Raw genomic sequence first — 18384 nt, forward strand, 5'->3', positions numbered from 1 at the left:
GCGAACTTCTGCACGGTGCTTCTCCTTCATCAGCGGCTGCGCCCTGTGCGCCCCGCGGTTTCTGATGAACGAAAAGCTACGTTGCGTTCGATGTTCTGGCAACAGACTCGTTGCGTCAAAAATGCATCCATGCAGGTCAGAGTTGCTATTTCATTGCAATGGCCTCTGGCTTAACGCAATGATGTGGATTCGTTTTGTTGCAATGGATTGGATGTGAACGCTCTGGCGTGAGAGTGGTGGCGGGAATGCGGATGCCGGCGGGGGTGGTTGACGGGCCGTGAGGTGTGCGGGCGTCAGACCGCTCCTGTCGCGCATGGTTCGGCACGGGTCGGCGGTTCGGTGGCGTGCGGGGGCCGCGGCGGGTGTGGTGGCTCGCTGCGGCTCCTGCACGTGTACCGGTGTGTGCCGGTGTGCCTCGGTGTGTGCCGGGCCCGGTTCAGTGGAGGGCCGGGATCACGTCGCGTGTTTCGTCGATCTCGGCGGCCGGGGTACGGCGGGCGGAGGGTTCCGGGGGAGGCTCGTCCGTGCAGCGGGTGCCGGCTGCGGGCAGTGCCAGGGTGGTGAGGTAGTCGTTGACGAGGGTGCTGACGCATGCGCTGCGGTGGCAGGTGGTGTGTCCCTCGGCGTCGAAGGTCAGCAGCCGTCCGGCGTCCAGTGTCCTGGCCGGGGTCACGGCGTCCTGGTAGGGGGTGTCGGGGTCCCCGGTCGTGCCGAGGACCAGGATCGGGGCGGAACCCGCCGCCCGGTAGGAGCCCTCGAAGCGGCTCGGGCGCTCGGCCGGGGCCACTGGGCGCAGGCCGGGACGTGGTTGTGGTCGTAGATCGGCGGTCCGAGGCCGATCGGCGGTCCCAACAGCGGTGCCGACGCGGAGGTCGAGGTCCCCGGCGTTCGAGGGGGTGCCGATGAACGGCGCCAGTTCGCCGGAGCGTTCCTGGCAGGCGGCGGCGAAGCCGGCGCCCTGGCGCACGGCCTCCCGCAGGGCTCCCGGCCCGGGCGCACCGCGCGCACCGTCGACCGCGGCGGCGTACTCCTTGTCGTCCCAGCACTCCACCTGCCCGCTGCGCGCCACCCCGCGCATGTCGTACCCGACGACGTCGAAGGCGTCGCGCAGGGAGGCGGGCAGCGCCTCGTAGCTGCTGCGGGCGAAGTTCACACCGGAGTTGCCGGGGCAGCCGGGATGCAGCACCAGGACACCGGTGCGGCGCGCCGGGTCGGCCGCCGCCCGGCGGGTGACCGCGAGTGCGAGGGTGGGCCCGGCGGGCCGGCTGTAGTCCACCGGCACCCGGGCGGTCGCGCACTCGAAGCCGTCCGCCGCACCGTCGCAGGGGCCCAGGACAGCACCGGGACGGGCGGCGCCCCCGCTCCCCCTGCCCCGGCCGTGCCGGCGGCCCCGACCGTGCCGGGCGCTCCCCCGAGGAGCGCGGTGACCGCGATCAGGACCAGGGATATCCCCACACCACGCGCCTGCGGGGGTCGTCGGCCAAACGGGTCATACGGCGCTCCTCCGTCACGGATGCTGCGGAACGGGCGACAACGTAGCGGCACCCTCGACTGGGTCGAGGGCTGCGTCCCCGCCCAGATCGGCCCCGGCCGCTACACCGCGCACATCACCGTCGGCTCCGCCGCCCTCGACGACCTGGGGGCGATCGAGGCCGGGCCGTTCGATGCCTTCACCGTCCGTCCGGCCGCCGTCGCCGTCCACCAGCTCGGCAACAGCGGAGCCGCCCGCAAGCTCCTGCGGAGCTGGCCCCTCCCGGACCGGGCGGAGCCCACCACGGGCTGACCGGCCGACCAGGGGTGCGGCCCGGCCCGCCGGGACCTGTCCGGCCGCGGCCGGACCTGCGGGGCGGGCGGGGCGGTTCAGGGGGCGGGCGGGGCCGCCGCCTGTCGGGTCTGCCCGACCAGGACGGCGGTGGCCCGTTCCAGGAGTGCGCACAGCGCGGCGTGCTCGGAGGGCGTGAACGCGTCGGTGAGCGCGCTCTCGAGGACGGCCACCTCCCCGTAGGCACGGTCCAGGAGCGCCCGGCCCTCACCGCTCAGGGTCGCGATCTGCACCTTGGCGTGCACGGCGGAGCTCTCGCGCAGGATGAGTCCCTTGCCCTCCATGTTGGCCAGCACGCTGCTCATGCTCTGCTGCGTCACCCCGCACGAGCGGGCCAGCTGGGCGCCGGACATGCCGCCCTCGCGCGAGAGCGCCAGCAACACCGTGTACTGCGTCATGGTCAGCCCGTAGGTGCGCAGCACCGCCTCGTGGTGCGCCATCAGCGCCTGTTCCGACCGCCTGATCCGGGTACAGAGCGACTCCTCGACCGGGGCTTCCATCACACACTCCCACTCCATTGACAGGTTCATGGGTTGACTCAGGAATCTTACACACCTACTGTCCTCGACTGTAAGGATACTGAGTCGGCACAAAGGGCTGTGATCATGAAGGCTGTTCTCCTCGACACCGAGGGCCGCTACCGCGTCACCGAAATCGACGAGCCCGCCCCCGGCCCCGGCCAGGTGGCGGTCAAGGTCGCCTACGCCGGGATCCAGTGGGGGGACACCATGCTCCGCGACGGCCGCTTCCCCCTCCCGCGCCCCTTCGTCCCCGGCTTCGAGGCGTCCGGCCACATCACCGCGGTCGGCGAGGGCGTCGACCCGGCCCGCATCGGCACACCCGTCACCGCGCTGACCACGTCGGGCGCCTGCGCCGAGGTGGTCCTGGCGCCCGCCGTGCTCGCCCTGGACACCGGCGGCCTGCCGCTGCGCACCGCGGCCGGGCTCGGCTGGGGCGCACCGACCGCCTACGACCTGATCAACACCACCGCACGGGTCCGGCCCGGCGAGAGCGTGCTGATCCATGCCGCGGCCGGCTCGGTCGGCACGCTCGCCGCCCAGTTCGCCCGCGTGGCCGGGGCCGGCCGGATCGTCGGTGTCGCCGGCAGCCCCGCCCGGGCGGGCTACGCCGCCCGCTTCGGATACGACCGCGTCGTGCTGCGCGGGGAACTCCCGGCCGGGCTCGACGGCGAACGCTTCGACGTGATCCTCGACCCGGTCGGCGGCGCCACCCGCCGCGCCGCGCTGGAACAGCTGGCGGCCCACGGCCGGCTCGCGGTCTTCGGCAACCTAGCCCCCTTCGAACCCGTCCCGGCCGACCCCGGCGACCTGCTCATGAACGGCAGGTCACTCCTGACCTACAACAGCAACCTGCTCGCCGACACCCACCCCGAGCGCCTCGCCGACAGCGCCCGCCGCGCCCTCGCCCTCGTCGCGGACGGCACGGTACGCGTGGACATCACCGCCGAGTACGGCCTGGAGGACCTGGCCATCGCCGTGCAGCGGCTCGCCGAGGGCACCACCCACGGCAAGAGCGTGCTGCGCATCGCCTGAGGGCATCCCCCGAGCCTCCCACCACCCCCGAGCCTCCCACCACCCCCGTGCCGCCCACCGCCCCCCGTGCCGCCCACCGCCCGCCGCCCCCGTTCCCTGCGGGGCGGTGGGCGGGGTGGGGTGGGGTGGACAGATCAGGGCATTTCGTCCGGGTCGCAGGTCGCGCGGCGCAGCCCGATCGTGCGCAGGGCCCGCATCAGACCTTCCTCGTCGCCCGCGCGCACCAGGTGGACGGCCCCGTCGGCGGTGACGACACCGAGGTCACCGGGGGCCGTCTCCGCCCTTGTGCGGAGTACCACCCCGCTCGGTGGGTCCAGGGCGCGTACCCCCTGGAACACGCCGAGCGCGGCCGGGTCGTCACGGAAGCCGGCGGACAGTGTGAGGACGGTGATGTCGGGGAGCAGGGCCCGGGCGTGTGCCAGGGCGACGCCGGGTGTGGGGGCGTGGGAGATGATCCGGAAGTGGGGGTTGCGCTGGATCCGCGACCGCAGCAGCTCCAGCTCCGCGCCCTCCGGTACGCCGACCACCAGGACTGTCATCCCAGTCCCTCATCCTCCGTCGTGGCGGCGGGCCCGTCGAGCCGGGCGCGCCGTCCTTCCGTGCCTCCGCCCCCCGGCCGGTCCGCGCGGGCCGGTCCCCGCGGCGCGCCGCGCCGTGACGGGTGGGGGTACGGGTCCGGGCTGCGGGGCCGCTCTACCCTGCAGGTCCACCATCCGGGAGGAGCGGCAGATGACCGGTACGACGACGTTCGACCTCGGACCGCAGACCCGGATCGTGGCCCGTCTGGCGGCCGCCGTCCCGGATGCCCGGCTCGCCGGCCGGACGCCCTGCCCCGCGTACACGGTCGCCGACCTGCTGGGCCACCTCGCGGGCCTCGCCGCCGCTTTCCGTGACGCCGCCCGCAAGGACCTCGGCGCCACGACCGATACGGCCCCCGGCACGGCTGCGCCTGTCTTGTCTGGGCGCTGGCGTGAGGAGCTGCCCGAGGTCCTTGGTGAGCTGGCCGAGGCGTGGCGGGATCCGGCGGCGTGGACCGGTATGACCCGCGCGGGTGGCGTGGACCTGCCCGGCGCCGTTGCCGGTGCGGTGGCTGCCGATGAATTGGTGGTGCATGGATGGGACCTGGCCCGGGCCACCGGTCAGGAGTACGTGCCCGACCCGGCTGCGTTGCGTGTCTCGTACGGGTTCCTGCTGGAGGCCGCGCAGGACGCAGGCCGCGGCGGGGGTATCTTCGGGGCCGTCGTGCCTGTGCCGGACGGCGCCCCGCTGCTGGAGCGGGCTGTGGGCCTGAGCGGGCGTGATCCGGCCTGGCGGCCGCCGCTGTCCCCGTGACCACGGACAGCAGCCTCCGGCCCACCCTCACCGCCTAACCCCAACGGGCCCACCGCCCGCGCCGACGGCTCACGGGCCACCGGCCATGCCAGCGGCCCACCGGCCCATTGTCCAAGCCGACGGCCCACCGGCCCACGGGTCACCGTTCACCGCCCACCGGCCACGCCTGCGGCCCGCCGGCCCACCGGCCTGCCGTCTACGCCGACGACTCACTGGCCTGCCGTCCACGCCGACGGGGCAGGAGGCCGGTGTCGATGATGCGGGTGAGCCGGGAGGCGGTCACGGACCGGTGCTCGTGCTGGCGCCGGGCCAGCGCGGCCAGGAGCTCGGCCAATGCGTCCGCGGCGGTGGCGAGCTCGGCGTCCCCGCTCTCGCGTGCCGGCAGCGGGAGGGGTTCCCACACGTAGTCGTCGGTGCAGGCCCAGGCGACGTCGGTGAGCCAGCCCAGCTCGAGCCGGTGGTCGCGGGCCAGGGGGAGGCCCTGTCGGCGTTCGCGTGAAAGTACCCAGTCCGGTACACGGCTACGTATCCAGCAAGTTCGATATCGCCGGGCGCCGGGGCTACCCGCTTGTTGGCCTTCTTCGGGACGGGTGCGCTGGTCCTGAGAGAGGGGCGCCTCACCAGCTTGACTACCAGTCTTGCAACCTCCCGCGCAGGTGGTCTCGGTTTGGGCATGCTGATGGCGGTGGACTGGGGGGGGCGACTATGGGGCGTAGGCAGAGTGCGTGGGCCGGGTCCGCTGTGGCGGGGACGGCTGCAGTCGTGGCGGCGGGGCTGGGGCCGGTGACCAATTACGCCAGTGCCACCGTGCCGGTGTGGGCGGCTCACGCGTGGGTGATCTGGCCAGTGTTCGCCGTGCTGGTGACCGCCAGCATCGGGTTGATGCTGTGGAGCCGACGGCTGGATGCCGCAGCAGGACCGCCAGTGCGGCTGGGACCAGCGGGCCGATCGGCCTGGAGCCGGCAGGATTCCTTACACCCTCCGCATGTGGAGCGCGTGCGTGGACGTGAGGCCGAGCTGGCCGAGCTGGCAGGCATGCTGCGGCGGCCGCAAGGACGGTTCGCGGTGTTGTGCGCGGCTGGCGGGATGGGCAAGACAACGGTAGCCGCGCAGTTCGCTGCCCAAGCCGACGCGGCGGGGTGGCACGTGTTTTGGGTGCGCTGGCGTGATGCCGCCGAGCTGGCGCAGCAGATGGTGCAGGTGGCCCTGGCCTGCGGGCTGCCCGAGGAAGAGTTGGATTCCGCGCGAGCCGGGCGGGTGAGTCTGCCCGACGTAGTGTGGCGGCAGTTGGGCCGGGCACGGCGGTGGCTGCTGGTGTTGGACAACGCCGACGAGCCGCAAGAGATCGGCCCGGTAGGGGAGCCGCTGGCTGACTACCGCGGTTGGATCCGCCCCCACGGCCGAGGCTTGCTGGTGATGACCAGCCGGGATAGCAGCCCGCAGACCTGGGGGCCGCGTGCCCGGCTACTGCCCTTGACGCCGCTGCCCGCACAGCCTGCAGGTCAGATCCTGGTCGACGTTGCTCCCGCTGCTGGCACAGCCGAGCAGGCTCGGAACCTGGCCGTGCGGCTCGGCGGCCTCCCGCTGGCGCTGCACGCGGCCGGCACCTACCTGGCCGGGCCCACCAGCCGCTACCGCACCTTCACCACCTACTGCCAGGCCCTGGAGCATGAACTGCCCCTCCTATTGGGGGCCGAGCACCCGGACGCCTCTCATCCGCAATTTGCCCGCACCGTGGTGCGGCACACCTGGGAGGTGTCCCTGGACCAGCTCGCCAGAGAAGGCAACGCTTTGGCCCGCCCCGTGTTGCGACTACTAGCAATACTGGCCGAAGCTCCCATCCCGCTGTCCCTCATCACCCCGGACTTGCTGTCTGCTGTCACCGGAGGCGACGTCACCGTCACAGCATTGGAGGCTGCGTTTGCAGGTCTGCACCGGTATGGCCTGCTTGACCTTCCTTACTCTTCCGCCAACGCCGGGTTGGCATCGGGCATCAGCGGCCCGGCGCAGGTGGTGCTCCACCCCTTGATCCGAGAGATCAATGCCGTCGCTCTAGCGGCCGAGGCACCCCATCTCGCCACCTGGCACCGAGCCCTTGCCGAGCGGCTGACCGCGGCCGTGCACGAGGTAGACGAGCAGGGGCGCGCCGCCTGGCCTGCCGCCGTACTCCTCGCCCCTCACCTACCGGTGCTGCTCGACCTCCCGGAACCAAGCTCCGCCACACACCACCGCACCGCCCTCAGCACGCTCGCGCAAGTACTGGAGCACGCCGGCGCCTTCAGTGCAGCCCGCCTGCTCCATGAACGCGTCCACGACTTCGAGAGCCGCACCCTGGGCCCCCAGCACCCCGACACTTTGACCAGCCGCAACCACCTGGCCAACGCCTTGTTCGGAATGGGCGAGCCGGCTGAGGCGATACGTCTGCTCCGGCAGACCCTGGAGGACCGTAACTGTGTCCTGGGCCCCGCGCACCCTGACACCCTGATCAGCCGTCACGACCTCGCCTGTGCCCTGGACGGGACGGGACAGCATGCAGAAGCGGTGTCATTGCTGCGGCAGGCCCTCGCCGACCGCGTCCGTGTGCTGGGCGCCGTGCATCCGCACACGCTGGCCAGTCGTGACAGCCTCGGTCTCGCCCTGGACGGGATGGGCGAACATACGGAGGCCGTCCGCCTGCACCGACAGACCCTTGATGACCGCATCCGTGTGCTGGGCCCCGAACACCACCTCACCCTGCTCAGCCGCCACAACCTCGCCAGCGCACTGGCCAGGCAAGGCGAGCATGCGGAAGCGGAACGGCTGCTGCAGCAAGCTCTTGACGACCACGCCCGGGTCCTAGGCATCATGCATCCGCACACGCTGGCCAGCCGTGACAGCCTCGGTCTCGCCCTGGACGGGATGGGCGAACATACGGAGGCCGTCCGCCTGCACCGACAGACCCTTGACGACCGCATCCGTGTGCTGGGCCCCGAACACCCCGACACCCTGACCAGCCGCCACAACCTCGCCAGCGCACTGGCCAGGATGGGGGAGCAGGAAGAGGCGGTACGCCTCCTACGACAGACCCTCGCTGACCGCGTTCGTGTGCTGGGCCCTGAGCACCCGCATACCGTGCGCACCCGCGACGACCTGGAGACAGCTTCGGCTGCCCGGCGTGCTGCGCAACGGCGACAGACCTGGTTGCGTCCCTCGCGACGCTAGGAGCCGCCCCCACAGGCACCGCATGAAGGCACGGGCGGGCCCAACGCGGCCACGCCCGATGATTCAAAGGCTGGGCGGTGTACGCGTCTGAGCACATTCAGGCGTACGCCGACAGAGGCGGCTACACAGAAGTTGTGCCGGAGCCATTTCCCCCGAACAATCACAAGCACTCTGATCGCCCACCGCCTCCCGACGAGGTGGACAAACGCTGCTGCTGAACGTGAACAAAGCCACCGGCGGCAGGGACTTGGACGCGGGGGAGGGGTGATGGCCGTATCCAGGGGCCCAGAGTGGGACGATCCCGAGGCGTGGCGGGTGGTGGCCCGCGAGACGCTCCCGGCGTTCGACGCCATCTTCTCGCCGGGCTTGTGCGGCTGGAGCGAGGGGGAGGGTGGGGCCGTCGCGGTGAAGCACCTAGAGCGGGGCCGGGCACTGTTGCAGCCGATGTTCGACCGGTACGTGTCCGGGGCGCGGGCGCGGGCGTCGGATGAGCCGGAGCGGGACTGGCCCATGCTGTGGATCCGGGACGGGCGGCTGCAGTTGCTCCAGCGATGCACCGGCGAGCGCCGGGAGCTCGACCCGATCGGGGAGGAAGAGGCGTGAGCAGGGACGAGCGTGTGGTGTTCGAGCCGGCCTGGGAGGATAACCCGACCTGGGGCGGCAGCGAGCTGTACGCGGACCTAGCCGTGGCGCAGCGGTTCGCGGCGCAGGCGTAGGAGAGCGGCAGGTTGTGGTCGGCGGAAGACAGTCGCCAGCTGATCCACCATTGGGAGTCGCCCCGGGTAGGAACCTTCGTGTCCTTCGCAGGCGCTTGTGATCTCGATTCCGGGGATGGCCTCGAACGCGGCGACGAGCGGCACGATGCCGTCGTCGACCACTTCGAAGACGCCCTCAAGGCAGGAATCCTTCATGTTGCTTCCTTCGGTCGGGTCTGGCTGTGTTCGGCGGCCGCCGGTTCTCCCGAGGGGAAGTCGGGGTGCTCCTCCCGGCACTTCGCCTCGGCGCGCATCCACTCCAGCTTGCACACGGGCGCCGACGATGTCCCCGTGCTGCATGCGCGCCTCTGCGTACCCATCGCGAAGCCCAGGGACTCGTGGAAGAGTGGAGTCACGACGGGTGTATCTGCCGCGCGCGCTCTCAAGAAGCCGTGCCAGCTTGCCGGTGCCGGAGTCGCCGATCAGGCAGAGGGGCAGGCCCTTCTTGATCCATTCGCACGTGGCGAGGGTGTGGATCATGGCTGCGTCGATGTTGGGGTTGGCGTCGAAGTCGAGCTTGCGGAGTGTCTTGTCGCGGGGGAACCCGGCGGCCTTGATGCGGCGTTCGGAGCGTCGGCGGGCCCGGTCGTCGCACTCGGCGAGGAAGCCGAGGCAGGACATCCGCTCGCGTTCGGCGGTCTCAGCGACTTCGGAGAACTGGGACCGGATGGTGGGCAGCCGCAGCATCCTGCATGCCTGGTCGACGGCGGTGGTGGCGGCCTGATCGGTGAGTCCTCCCTGGCGGGGAAGGGACAGGGCGTTCTCCTCAAGGGGTGGTGTGGTTGGGTCGGTGGAGCCGCAGGAGCTGGTCGTAGTGGGCGACGGAGGGCAGCGGGCGGTTGTCGGGCGGCAGATGGGCCCGGACGGCAGCGGGCAGCGGAGCAATACCGGGCTGACTTGCAGGGCCGGCCGGCTGCGGCGGCTCCTCAGGATCGGCGTCGGCGTCGGCCGCCTTGCGAGCCTCCAGGGCGACTGCGTCTGCGATTCCCCTGGCCGGGAGCCCAGTTCCGTTGCCTTCGCCCGCAGCGGCAACGGGTGTACGAACCCGTCGGGCCCGAACTGAGACACGGAAACGCCACGCCGGATAGGCCCGGCGTGGCGTTTCCAAGCGCACCAAATTTAGCGCATGCAATATGTGCAAGGTAAATCAGCGAACGTCGCCGCGGAACATCCACTGCCCACGAATGCCCGCGTCCGAAACGTGGCAGCTTGCGATGCAGATGAAGATCTTGCCGCCATTGACGCACTCGTTATAGCTGTGCACCTCATTGTTGGGGTAGCGGACGTCGATCTGCGCGGCATTGAGGGACGGACCCTTACGGACCGGAGCGATCCTCTTCACCGTGTATTTGTGACTGTCCGGGCGGCACTGGATGGTGCCCAGTGCCTCAACGCCGCTGGTGGCGATGGTGGTGGACGTGGGGATGGCGGCCTGGGCGGTGGCGCCGAACCCCCACAGGGTCAGAGCCGTTCCGGCGGTCAGTACTGCCGCACGCATTCCGAACTTCACAATTTCTCCGCTTCCCGTACCATTTCTCCACCGGTGTGTCCGTCAGTCTTAAGGCGGGCCGGGTCAGGGCATCGCAGGTGACCCCTTTCGGGGGTGGAGGGGTGCTTTAAGCATCGGCCTCGCGGCGAGCCGTCAGCAACGACGATTCCCGCATCGTGATCAGATCTTGATCAAGGTAACTTTGCCTCCGTTGAGCGGAGTTGAGTATTCAGAGAGGTTCGGCTCAACCCGGATCCATCGGTTGATGCCTGTGGGTAGTACTTCTGGAAACGAGGAAGAGCCTTGTGACCTGCGAGGATTGGGAGTTGTGAGGCTTGCAGTACGCGCGATCGACAAGGCTCTTCCGAGATGCAATCTCCCCATGCTGCTGTGCATGTCTCCGCGCTCTTCGACGAGCCGAATCTGATCGCGGATGCCGGGCTGCTGCCGCTGGTCGTGCTCGCCGAGCGGGTCGGGCTGCCTGATCCGGCCGCCACGGTTCGTATCGAGGCGGCCGACAACACCCGCGGGGCATGCGCGCCCGCCAAGATGATGTCGCTGCTGGGCGCGATGTGCCGGGGCCGACTCCATCGACGATGCCGACCGGCTGCGGCACGGCGCGATGGGCCGGGCTTTCGCCTGCATACGTGCTCCGTCCACGCTGGGTACTTTCCTGCGGTCCTTCACCCACGGCAACAACCGGCAACTGCACCGGGTGCACTGCGATTTCCTGGCCCATCTCGCGGCGCACACCGCATTGCTGCCCGGCGCGGGTGCGCTGATGTTCATCGATATAGACCCTGCCCACCGCCGGGTCTACGGCCGTGCCAAGCAAGGCGCCGAGCACGGCCGCACCTGATGCACGTCCCCGCCCGCCTGGCCCGCACCACGAAGATCAAGGTGACCGCCCACCTGCCCGAGCACTGAGGTCCCGCCACCTGATTCTCGCTGGTGAGAGGAGCTGGTGTGCTGTCGCGGTGAGGTGCTCGTGCTGGTCCGGGCGGAGATCGTTAGCACGTGATCGTCCGTCATGGGCGGTCTCTGGCGTTCTCGGGCCGGGGTAGCGGTCCGTTTCCACCAGGACCTTGCTCCCGGCCGCCCGCACACGGTGTACGTTCACCTCCGGGCGGGAACCGTCCCCCGGTACCAGGTCGAGGAGCACCACGACGGCCGTCCGGGCGGGGCCCGCCAGCAGAGCGTCGACGTCGACACGGTTCCGATGAGGCGCATGCGTTGCTGGCCGGACAGCCAGGCGTGCAGCCCGTCGAGCAGCATGCGGTCGTCGTCGACCACCGCGATGTCGATCATGCCGGCCGCCGCAGTTCGGCCACTGTTCCCTCACCGGGGCGGCTGTCCACTCCCGCCCTGCCTCCGATGGCGGCCATCCTGCCGTGTACGGTGCCGCGCAGTCCGGTCCCGGCGCAGCGGTGGCTCTCGTCGGACGTGTCGAATCCGATGCCACGGTCGGCCACGGTCACCTTGACACCACCGGTGTTGCCGAAGACGGGCAGCTCACGCAGCGCGGTTTCGGGCCGTGGGCGCGCGCCCGGCGCCGCCTGAGACGATCGCCGAACACCCCGTCGTCGTCCGGTCCTGCTGGAGCGGGGGTTTCCTGAACGAGGAGGCCTACCAGTGGGTCCGCGACCCCGCGCTGCTCTCGGACGAGGAGTGCCTGCTGCTGCCGTACGCGGTCGGCTTGGACCTGAACACCGCGTTCCTCGCGGCCGCCGCCCGCCTGATGGTGGGCCTGTCCGCCCCCGACCACTTCCGTCGGCCGGTGTTCAACAAAAGGACGGCGGAACCCGAGCCGACGAGCTCCGGGTCGAGTTCACCGACATCGACTACTTCGACGTCTCCTTCTGAACCCCACCGCCGGGGCACACCCGGCAGCGCCGCACCCGGACGCGAGCCCTCTGTCCGGGTGCGGCTCACACCCGTATCAGCGCGTCAACGGTGAGCCTCACCCGGAAGAGGGGTGCAATGGCCACTGTGGGGAGCCGCCCTCGGACGGGCTGCTCCCAGCCCCGTGGCGCTGTCGACCGCGGGCAGGTCCGGCAGCCGTCATACGTCGCCGGTCACCGCCCCGGTCGGCGGCATCCAGTCCCACTCCGGTAACCGTCGGGGCAGACCGGGTTCTGGCCTGTGGTGCTAGGCCAGGTGCTTCTTCGGACGGGGTTGGGCGTCGAGGAGTGCCCACCAGGTGTGGCCGTCGTGGTCGGTGTGGGTGCCGCAGGCGTTGACGGTGCGCAGTACCGCGACCTCCGCCGGAAAGGGTCCCGCATCGTCCAGCTCGCCGGTCTGGTGGTTGAGGACCATGATCAGGATCTTGTTGTCCTGGTCGGCGAGGTGGACGCTGACGCGTTTCCCGCCGGCTGCCACGGCCGTGCGGACCAGGCCGTGGACTGTCTTGAGGAAGTCGTGCTCGTCCAGCAGGGGGTAGTCCCACTCGGCGACGGCCAGCGCAGCCTGGGCGGCGGCCTTCTTCGCCGCCCACTGGTCCGCACGGAACGCCAGCACCCTCGCCCGCCGGCTGGTGACGACCAGCCGGGGCGGCACTCCGGTGAGCGATTTCGGCTTCGTCGCCGGCTGCGGCCGCGGCGGCTCCACCGGCTTCTTCTGCGGCGGCGGCGACTTCGGAGGAAAACTCGGCGGAACCTTCGGACCCCTGGCTTCCACAACCTCGCTCATACCCCACCACGCTACGCCTGTTGACCACCGCTGTGCACCGACTCGAACGCACAAGGACGGCGACGACACGGACTCCAGGCGGAACAGGGTCCAGGGCGGCGGCGCCGTGAGGATGGTCGACGCGCAGTGTTCTGGCAGGTGTCGGGCGGTCCGGGGAGCGGGCGGGAGACTTCCGGGCATGGATGTGGAGTCGGTGGCGGTGGAGTTGTACGGGCTGCGGCTGTCGGAGTTCACCAAGGTCCGGGACGCGCACGTGGCCAGGGCCCGCAAGGCTGGGGACAGGCAGCTCGGCGCGGCGATCGGGGCGTTGCGGAAGCCGACGGTCGCGGCGTGGACGGCCGGTCTCCTGGCGCGCCGCCGGCCGGAGGAGGCGCACAGCCTGATCCGGCTCGGCGAGGCGCTGCGTGCCACGCACCGGACGCGGGACAGTTGCGGAAGCTGTCGCATGAGCAGCATGTGGTGATCGGCGAGCTCGCGCGTACGGCGCGCACTCTGGCCGCCGAGGCCGGTCAGGCGGTGAGTGAGCCGGGCTTCACGAGGTCGAGCGGATCCTCCCCCCGGTCCTCGCCGATCCCGACGTTGCCGAGCGGTGGGAGGAAGGCCGGCTGGTAAAGGCTACGGATGCGGTGGCGGGGTTCACGGGCTTGGAACCGGAGCCGGGCGCCGCACCGCCACGGTGGAAGCAGCCCGGCCCCGCCGGATCCCGGTCGGAGAAGGTGCCACCGGCAGAGCCGGAACCGGCGCCGGATACGGACCCCGCGCGGCGGGCGCGGCACGGGCGTGTGGAGGCGGCCCGCACGGCGTTGGCCGAGGCCCAAGGGGAGGCGGAGTGTCTGGAGGAGGAGCACGCCGCCGCGCAGGAGCGGGCAGACCGCGCTGGTGCGGCGGTAGAGGAAGCCGAGGAAGACGTACGGGCCGCGAAGGAGCGGCTGGAGACGGCGCGAGCGGCGAGTGCGGACGCGTCCACCGCCCTGCGGGATGCCGGGCGGGCGGCCGCGAAGGCGCGGCGGCAGGCGCAGACCGCGGCCCGGCGGGTTGAGAGGCTCACCAGCTCCGAGGGATGAAGGTGAACCCGCTGCGTGCGGCGAAGCCTGCCTGGAAGGTCATGACGGTAGCGCATCGTTCCTGCGGTGAACCCACTCATCCGGCGGACTGAGAGTCCGTTCCGCAGGCTGTGCCGGCGTCCGCCGAGGCGGTATCAGCGGGGGCCGTAGATCTGGGCTTCGCGTTGGCCCCTGCGCGATGAGCTGAGCGGCTGGCGGCGTCGGCGCGTGTTCCTTCGCGACCGCCAGGGCGGGGCCCGCGACGCCGCCGCTGGCAGTCCTCTGGGCGGCCATGCCAGCGCCTCACCAGTTGTTCACGAAGGTTCGGCTACTTGCGACTGAGGGTGGGCACCGTCCCGCCGGCCCTGCGGAAGCTGCCGTCGGAGCACTTCGAGTAGGCGATGGCTTCCACCTTCGTCCACGCCACGCTGGATGCCGCCCGCTGCTGCTGTTCGGCGCCGGACACCGGGCTGCCGCCCAGGAAGACAAGGACGGTTACAGCCGCCGCGGTCGAAGCCTTGCGGTACTTCACGGATACTCCTCAACGCTCAGCGCCGGCAGGACATCAGGGCAGCCGGCACCAAGATCGAAAAGTTACGGCGATGCCGGATCAGGCTCCTGCGGCCGCCGCACATCGATGTCGCAGACGGATACCGCCCAGGCCGCCGTCGGTCACGCCGCGACGGCGTCGCCGTCGGGGTTGCGCATCGCCCGGCCGACATCAGGGTCTTCCTCGCGGCCGCCGGGTTGGAGAACGCCGAGGATGTGGACCTGACCGACCCCGTCGGTTCCAGTCAGGATCGGGAGGCCTGCGCCTCAGGCTGGCCTGGCCGGCCAGCCTGCGCGGTACCGCCGCGTCACATCCGGCGGGCGGGGTGGTCCGCCACGGCCTCACGTACGTGGGGCCGGGCGCGGACTGCGCATGCAAGTGGCACGGCTGCGGTGGCATGGTCCCGGTCTCCCGGTGCGCGCCGAGCGCGGCGGCGCCGTGGGCCCGGTGCTGGAGTGTCACCCCGGGGGAGGGGTCCGGCTGCACGGACCTGCGCCTGGGCCGTCTGGCTGGCGGCAGTCCTGTCCGCGGATCTACTGGGTGAGGTGGGGGAGGGAGTCCTCGGCCCGCGGCTGGGTGAGGCGTTCGGCGGTCCCGTCTGGTCCGTAGACGTCGATGATGCGGCCACGGCGCGATCGCGCAGGTGGCGATGCACTGGGCGTCATCGAGGTGGTGGCGGGGTGCGGCTCCGTCGTCTGCCAGGGCCATGGCCGTGTCCGTTACGGGGCTCTGCATGGCGCACGAAGGTGTCTTGACGACTGAAGGGTTCGGGCGGTGTGGATGAGCTTCCGCGACCGGCGGAGCGAGGCGCCCCGGGGCGGGTGAGCGAGGTCGGGAAGGAGAGTGGGGGAACGAAGGCCTCACGTGCCGGACAGCCGATTCCGGAAGCCCGAACAAAAACCCCTTGCCCAATGGTCAAGAAGTGTTGACCATTGGGGGCATGCCCACTGATGATCTTCCCGAGACGTTCCACGTCACCACTGACGAGCAGCTACGCGCCGTTTCCAATCTCACGCGCCACCGGATCATGGCCGTGCTCCGCTTCGAGCCGGCGACGATTACGCAGATCGCCGAGCGAGTGGGCCTTGCGAAGGGGAGTTCCAGCTACCACGTACGGCTGCTGGAGCGTGCCGGCCTGGTGAAGGTGGTACGAACGCGGAAGGTTCGGGGGGTCACCGAGCGGTACTACGCCATGGCCGCGCGGGCGATCGTGCTGCCGGATCCGGGCGAGGGAGGGCCGGACGTGCTGATGCGGCATGCGGTGGCAGACCTCGAGGCAGCGCCGGTGGATGGCGAGCGGCACGTAAGGATGGCGCATCTGCGGCTCACCGAGGAGCAGTTCGCGGAGCTGGGGGCGCGGCTTCAGGCACTGGCGGACGAGTACCGGGAGCTGTCCGATCCGTCGCTGCCGGACGCGTCACTCGTCTTCGCACTGTTCCACCCGGCACCGCGCCAGCAGGCCGAAGGGGACGCCAAGTGACTTCAGACGTTCGGAAGCTGCCGACCGGGTTCGGACGGCTGTGGACTGCGCAGACGGTGTCCTCGCTCGGTGACGGGGTCTTGCATGCCGCGCTGCCGCTGCTCGCGTTGACGTTGACCCGGGATCCGATGGCGCTCGCCGGTGTCACGGCTGCCGGAACGCTGCCATGGCTGCTCTTCGGGGTGCTCGGCGGCGCGCTCGTGGACCGCTGGGACCGTCGGCGCACGATGTGGGTCGCGGACGCGGCGCGTGCGGTGCTGCTCGCGATACCGGCGGCAGCGGCCGCGCTCGACGAGCTGAGCGTTCCACTGCTCGCGGCCGTCGCCTTCCTGCTCGGCCTCGGCGGCCTCTTCTTCGACACGGCCGCCACGGCCTATCTACCTGATCTGCTCGGCCGCGACCCGGCTCTCCTGGAGCGCGCCAACTCCCGCCTGCGGGGTACCCAGACCGCTGCGTCCGGCTTCGCGGGGCCGCCTGCGGGCAGTGCCCTGCTCGCGCTGGGGCGGGCGGTTCCGCTGCTCGCCGACGCGGTGTCGTTCGCGCTCTCCGCACTGCTCGTGCGGTCGCTGCCTGCCGCACCCCAGCCCGTACCGCAGGCCCGTGAGTCGCTGCTGCGTCAGGCGCGGGCCGGCGCCTCCTACGTATTCCGGGATCGGCTGCTGCTCGGGCTCGCGCTGCGCCCGGCGGTCGGGAACATCGCCTTCCTCGCCGTGGAGACCGTACTCGCCCTCTTCGCACACGACCGTCTCGGCATCGACACCTTCGGCTTCGGCCTGCTCCTCACGGCGGAGGCCACCGGCGGTCTCCTCGGCGCGGGCATCGCCTCCTTCCTCGGCCGACGACTCGGCACCGGCACCGCGCTTACCTGTACGGCCGCAGCCGAGGGACTCGCCATCCTGGGCCTTGCCGCCGCCCCGAACCCGTACGTCGCCGGCCTCGCGCTCGCCGTCTGCGGAGCGGGCATGGGCGCCACGATGGTGCTCGGCCCCTCCCTCCGACAGGCGATCGTCCCCGCCCACCTGATGGGCCGGGTCGCCTCCACCTCCCGCATGCTCGCCATGTGCGCCGCCCCGTTCGGCGCCTTCCTCGGCGGCTGGCTGGCCACCACCTACGACGTACGCACCCCGCTCTACACCGCCGCCGGCCTCCTCCTCACCATGACCGCCGTCACGTCGACCATGACCAGCAACCGTCGGGTAGAGGCGGCGCTGCGTGCCGCCGCCCAGGCCGATGATCCAGATCACTCGAAATCCTCGGATCCCGTTCAGGAGCGTGCCGCGTCCCCGGGGACGCCAGTCGGTCAGGCTTGATGTTTCGGCGACTACGGGAATATCGCACGCTACGAATGGCGCTCCCCACCAGCTGGCGGCTACGGCTGGACGACAGCGCGCCGCCGCCAGTTGGTACGGGGTTGTTCCCCAGTCGGCTCGTCTGACTGACCGCGCGCTCGTGGCCGATGGCAGGCTGCTGGCCTGCTTCCGCCGTTGGTGTGACTGCTGGTAGGCGGTGATTCCCCGCTCGAAGGTTGTCGCCGTGAAGCCAGTGACCTTGCGCCGCTCCGTCTGGATGCGGACCTGCCCTCGGCCGGGGCGGGTCACGTCCACCTTCTTCAGCAGGCCGGCGGGCTGCCACGCCAGGTCAGAGGCGTCCCGGTAGACGGGTGTCTGGGCCTGCAGGGCAGTGAACAGCTGCTGGCTGGAGATCACCCCTCCTGCTTCCTGCGTCGCGTCGCGTGCCCTGAGCAGCACGAGGGGCACCACATCGACCGTTTCGCGGCAGGAGCGTGCCGCGACTCCGCGGGCGTTGTAGACGGCGATGGCCTGGCTCAGTGTCTCGGCTGTGAAGCCGGGCAAGCGTGGACCGCTTCTTCCCTTGTAGAAGGCGCGGATCTTTCCTCGGTCGGGACGGGTGATTCCCGCCTCCCGCAGCATGGAACACAGGTTTCCGCCGACGATCTGGACGTCTTCGTCCAGGGCCGCGGCCAGATCACGCGTGGACATCTCCAACTCCTGCGTCGCGGCGATGATCTGGTGCGCGCGGCGCAGCAGCAGCGGAGCGTGGTTCCCTGTGGCGGGAGTGGGGTTCTTCAGGAGCAAATCTCTGCACGCGTACCGAATAGCGTCGACCCGTTGCACTTGGCCGCTTTCGGTCCACTCGTCGAGCCAGGCCCGTGTCTGGAGCTCGGTGATGTTGCGCCCCTCCGCCGCGAGCACCCGCATGACCGTCCCCACTTCGACGCCGGAGGGCCATCGCACTTCCCGCACCACTTGCAAGGCACGCGTTCGGGCGCAGGGTTGCTCGGACGGCTGTTCTACCCGGCGATCCGCGCGTTCGCCCAGGGGCCCGGGTCCGCGCTGGTGGTGCCGTGGCGGGTCGGGGGGCCGGGGGGCCGGACCCCGGGTCCGTTCCGGCCGTGCCGGACCCGGGTCCGTTCCGGCCGTGCCGGGCCTGGGGTCGTGCCGGGCCGGGGC

At 70.9% G+C, this 18384-nt stretch carries 19 protein-coding genes and 1 pseudogene; 11 read left to right on the top strand and 9 right to left on the bottom strand.

The window, feature by feature from the left end; genetic code table 11:
• Positions 1-436: 436 nt before the first annotated feature.
• The gene (locus ACZ573_RS37870) at positions 437-1276 is read right to left on the bottom strand and encodes an alpha/beta hydrolase (RefSeq protein WP_471313350.1); all 840 of its coding nucleotides are present in this window, start codon (positions 1274-1276) and stop codon (positions 437-439) included.
• 237 nt (positions 1277-1513) lie between these two features.
• On the opposite strand from ACZ573_RS37870, the gene ACZ573_RS37875 reads away from it, so the two are divergent.
• Positions 1514-1783 carry a hypothetical protein gene (locus ACZ573_RS37875; protein WP_471313353.1) on the top strand — a complete coding sequence of 90 codons (270 nt, stop codon included), beginning with the start codon at positions 1514-1516 and terminating at the stop codon, positions 1781-1783.
• Positions 1784-1860: 77 nt separating this feature from the next.
• Here ACZ573_RS37875 and ACZ573_RS37880 read toward each other — a convergent pair whose 3' ends face one another.
• A complete protein-coding gene (locus tag ACZ573_RS37880; protein WP_471313356.1) occupies positions 1861-2352 on the bottom strand; it encodes a MarR family winged helix-turn-helix transcriptional regulator in 492 nt (163 codons plus the stop codon).
• Positions 2353-2427: 75 nt separating this feature from the next.
• Here ACZ573_RS37880 and ACZ573_RS37885 point away from each other — a divergent pair, with 75 nt between their 5' ends.
• On the top strand, positions 2428-3375 hold the full coding sequence (locus tag ACZ573_RS37885) for a quinone oxidoreductase family protein (protein ID WP_471313359.1): 948 nt from the start codon (positions 2428-2430) through the stop codon (positions 3373-3375).
• 134 nt (positions 3376-3509) lie between these two features.
• Here the strand turns inward: ACZ573_RS37885 and ACZ573_RS37890 are convergent, their stop codons facing one another.
• A complete protein-coding gene (locus ACZ573_RS37890) occupies positions 3510-3914 on the bottom strand; it encodes a hypothetical protein (protein ID WP_471313362.1) in 405 nt (134 codons plus the stop codon).
• A gap of 190 nt (positions 3915-4104) precedes the next feature.
• Here ACZ573_RS37890 and ACZ573_RS37895 point away from each other — a divergent pair, with 190 nt between their 5' ends.
• Positions 4105-4707: a TIGR03086 family metal-binding protein gene (locus ACZ573_RS37895; protein WP_471313365.1), complete on the top strand. Its 603-nt coding sequence runs from the start codon at positions 4105-4107 to the stop codon at positions 4705-4707.
• 196 nt (positions 4708-4903) lie between these two features.
• Here ACZ573_RS37895 and ACZ573_RS37900 read toward each other — a convergent pair whose 3' ends face one another.
• On the bottom strand, positions 4904-5110 hold the full coding sequence (locus tag ACZ573_RS37900; RefSeq protein WP_471313367.1) for a hypothetical protein: 207 nt from the start codon (positions 5108-5110) through the stop codon (positions 4904-4906).
• Between the two features lie 380 nt (positions 5111-5490).
• On the opposite strand from ACZ573_RS37900, the gene fxsT reads away from it, so the two are divergent.
• Both fxsT and ACZ573_RS37910 read left to right on the top strand, forming a co-directional pair.
• Entirely contained in the window at positions 5491-7908 is a 2418-nt protein-coding gene (gene fxsT, locus ACZ573_RS37905) for an FxSxx-COOH system tetratricopeptide repeat protein (RefSeq protein ID WP_471313370.1), read from the top strand.
• Positions 7909-8175: 267 nt separating this feature from the next.
• Positions 8176-8511: a hypothetical protein gene (locus ACZ573_RS37910; RefSeq protein WP_471313373.1), complete on the top strand. Its 336-nt coding sequence runs from the start codon at positions 8176-8178 to the stop codon at positions 8509-8511.
• A gap of 77 nt (positions 8512-8588) precedes the next feature.
• Here ACZ573_RS37910 and ACZ573_RS37915 read toward each other — a convergent pair whose 3' ends face one another.
• Positions 8589-9419: an ATP-binding protein gene (locus tag ACZ573_RS37915; RefSeq protein ID WP_471313400.1), complete on the bottom strand. Its 831-nt coding sequence runs from the start codon at positions 9417-9419 to the stop codon at positions 8589-8591.
• 391 nt (positions 9420-9810) lie between these two features.
• Positions 9811-10173, bottom strand: coding sequence for a hypothetical protein (locus ACZ573_RS37920; RefSeq protein WP_471313376.1), 363 nt, complete (start codon positions 10171-10173; stop codon positions 9811-9813).
• Between the two features lie 694 nt (positions 10174-10867).
• On the opposite strand from ACZ573_RS37920, the gene ACZ573_RS37925 reads away from it, so the two are divergent.
• On the top strand, positions 10868-11011 hold the full coding sequence (locus tag ACZ573_RS37925) for a hypothetical protein (RefSeq protein ID WP_471313379.1): 144 nt from the start codon (positions 10868-10870) through the stop codon (positions 11009-11011).
• A gap of 257 nt (positions 11012-11268) precedes the next feature.
• Here the strand turns inward: ACZ573_RS37925 and ACZ573_RS37930 are convergent, their stop codons facing one another.
• On the bottom strand, positions 11269-11460 hold the full coding sequence (locus tag ACZ573_RS37930) for a hypothetical protein (protein WP_471313382.1): 192 nt from the start codon (positions 11458-11460) through the stop codon (positions 11269-11271).
• Positions 11461-11698: 238 nt separating this feature from the next.
• Here ACZ573_RS37930 and ACZ573_RS37935 point away from each other — a divergent pair.
• Positions 11699-11944, top strand: a pseudogene (locus ACZ573_RS37935) (telomere-associated protein Tap); the annotation flags it as partial.
• Positions 11945-12300: 356 nt separating this feature from the next.
• Here ACZ573_RS37935 and ACZ573_RS37940 read toward each other — a convergent pair.
• Positions 12301-12840 carry a hypothetical protein gene (locus ACZ573_RS37940; RefSeq protein ID WP_471313384.1) on the bottom strand — a complete coding sequence of 180 codons (540 nt, stop codon included), beginning with the start codon at positions 12838-12840 and terminating at the stop codon, positions 12301-12303.
• A gap of 178 nt (positions 12841-13018) precedes the next feature.
• On the opposite strand from ACZ573_RS37940, the gene ACZ573_RS37945 reads away from it, so the two are divergent.
• Together ACZ573_RS37945 and ACZ573_RS37950 are read left to right on the top strand one after the other, a co-directional pair.
• Positions 13019-13303 (top strand): hypothetical protein, encoded by a 285-nt coding sequence (locus ACZ573_RS37945; RefSeq protein ID WP_471313386.1) that lies wholly within the window; start codon positions 13019-13021, stop codon positions 13301-13303.
• A gap of 340 nt (positions 13304-13643) precedes the next feature.
• Positions 13644-13904: a hypothetical protein gene (locus ACZ573_RS37950; protein ID WP_471313389.1), complete on the top strand. Its 261-nt coding sequence runs from the start codon at positions 13644-13646 to the stop codon at positions 13902-13904.
• 307 nt (positions 13905-14211) lie between these two features.
• On the opposite strand, the gene ACZ573_RS37955 is transcribed toward ACZ573_RS37950, so the two are convergent.
• Complete coding sequence (locus tag ACZ573_RS37955) at positions 14212-14415, bottom strand: hypothetical protein (protein ID WP_471313392.1); 204 nt, start codon at positions 14413-14415, stop codon at positions 14212-14214.
• A 958-nt stretch (positions 14416-15373) separates the two neighbouring features.
• On the opposite strand from ACZ573_RS37955, the gene ACZ573_RS37960 reads away from it, so the two are divergent.
• Together ACZ573_RS37960 and ACZ573_RS37965 are read left to right on the top strand one after the other, a co-directional pair.
• Positions 15374-15913, top strand: a complete 540-nt coding sequence (locus ACZ573_RS37960) for an ArsR/SmtB family transcription factor (RefSeq protein ID WP_471313394.1) — start codon at positions 15374-15376, stop codon at positions 15911-15913.
• Positions 15910-17223, top strand: a complete 1314-nt coding sequence (locus ACZ573_RS37965; RefSeq protein WP_471313397.1) for an MFS transporter — start codon at positions 15910-15912, stop codon at positions 17221-17223. The genes ACZ573_RS37960 and ACZ573_RS37965 overlap by 4 nt, the downstream gene beginning before the upstream one ends.
• The last annotated feature ends 1161 nt before the right edge of the window (positions 17224-18384 follow it).

The organism is Streptomyces sp. NPDC040545 (assembly GCF_055595065.1).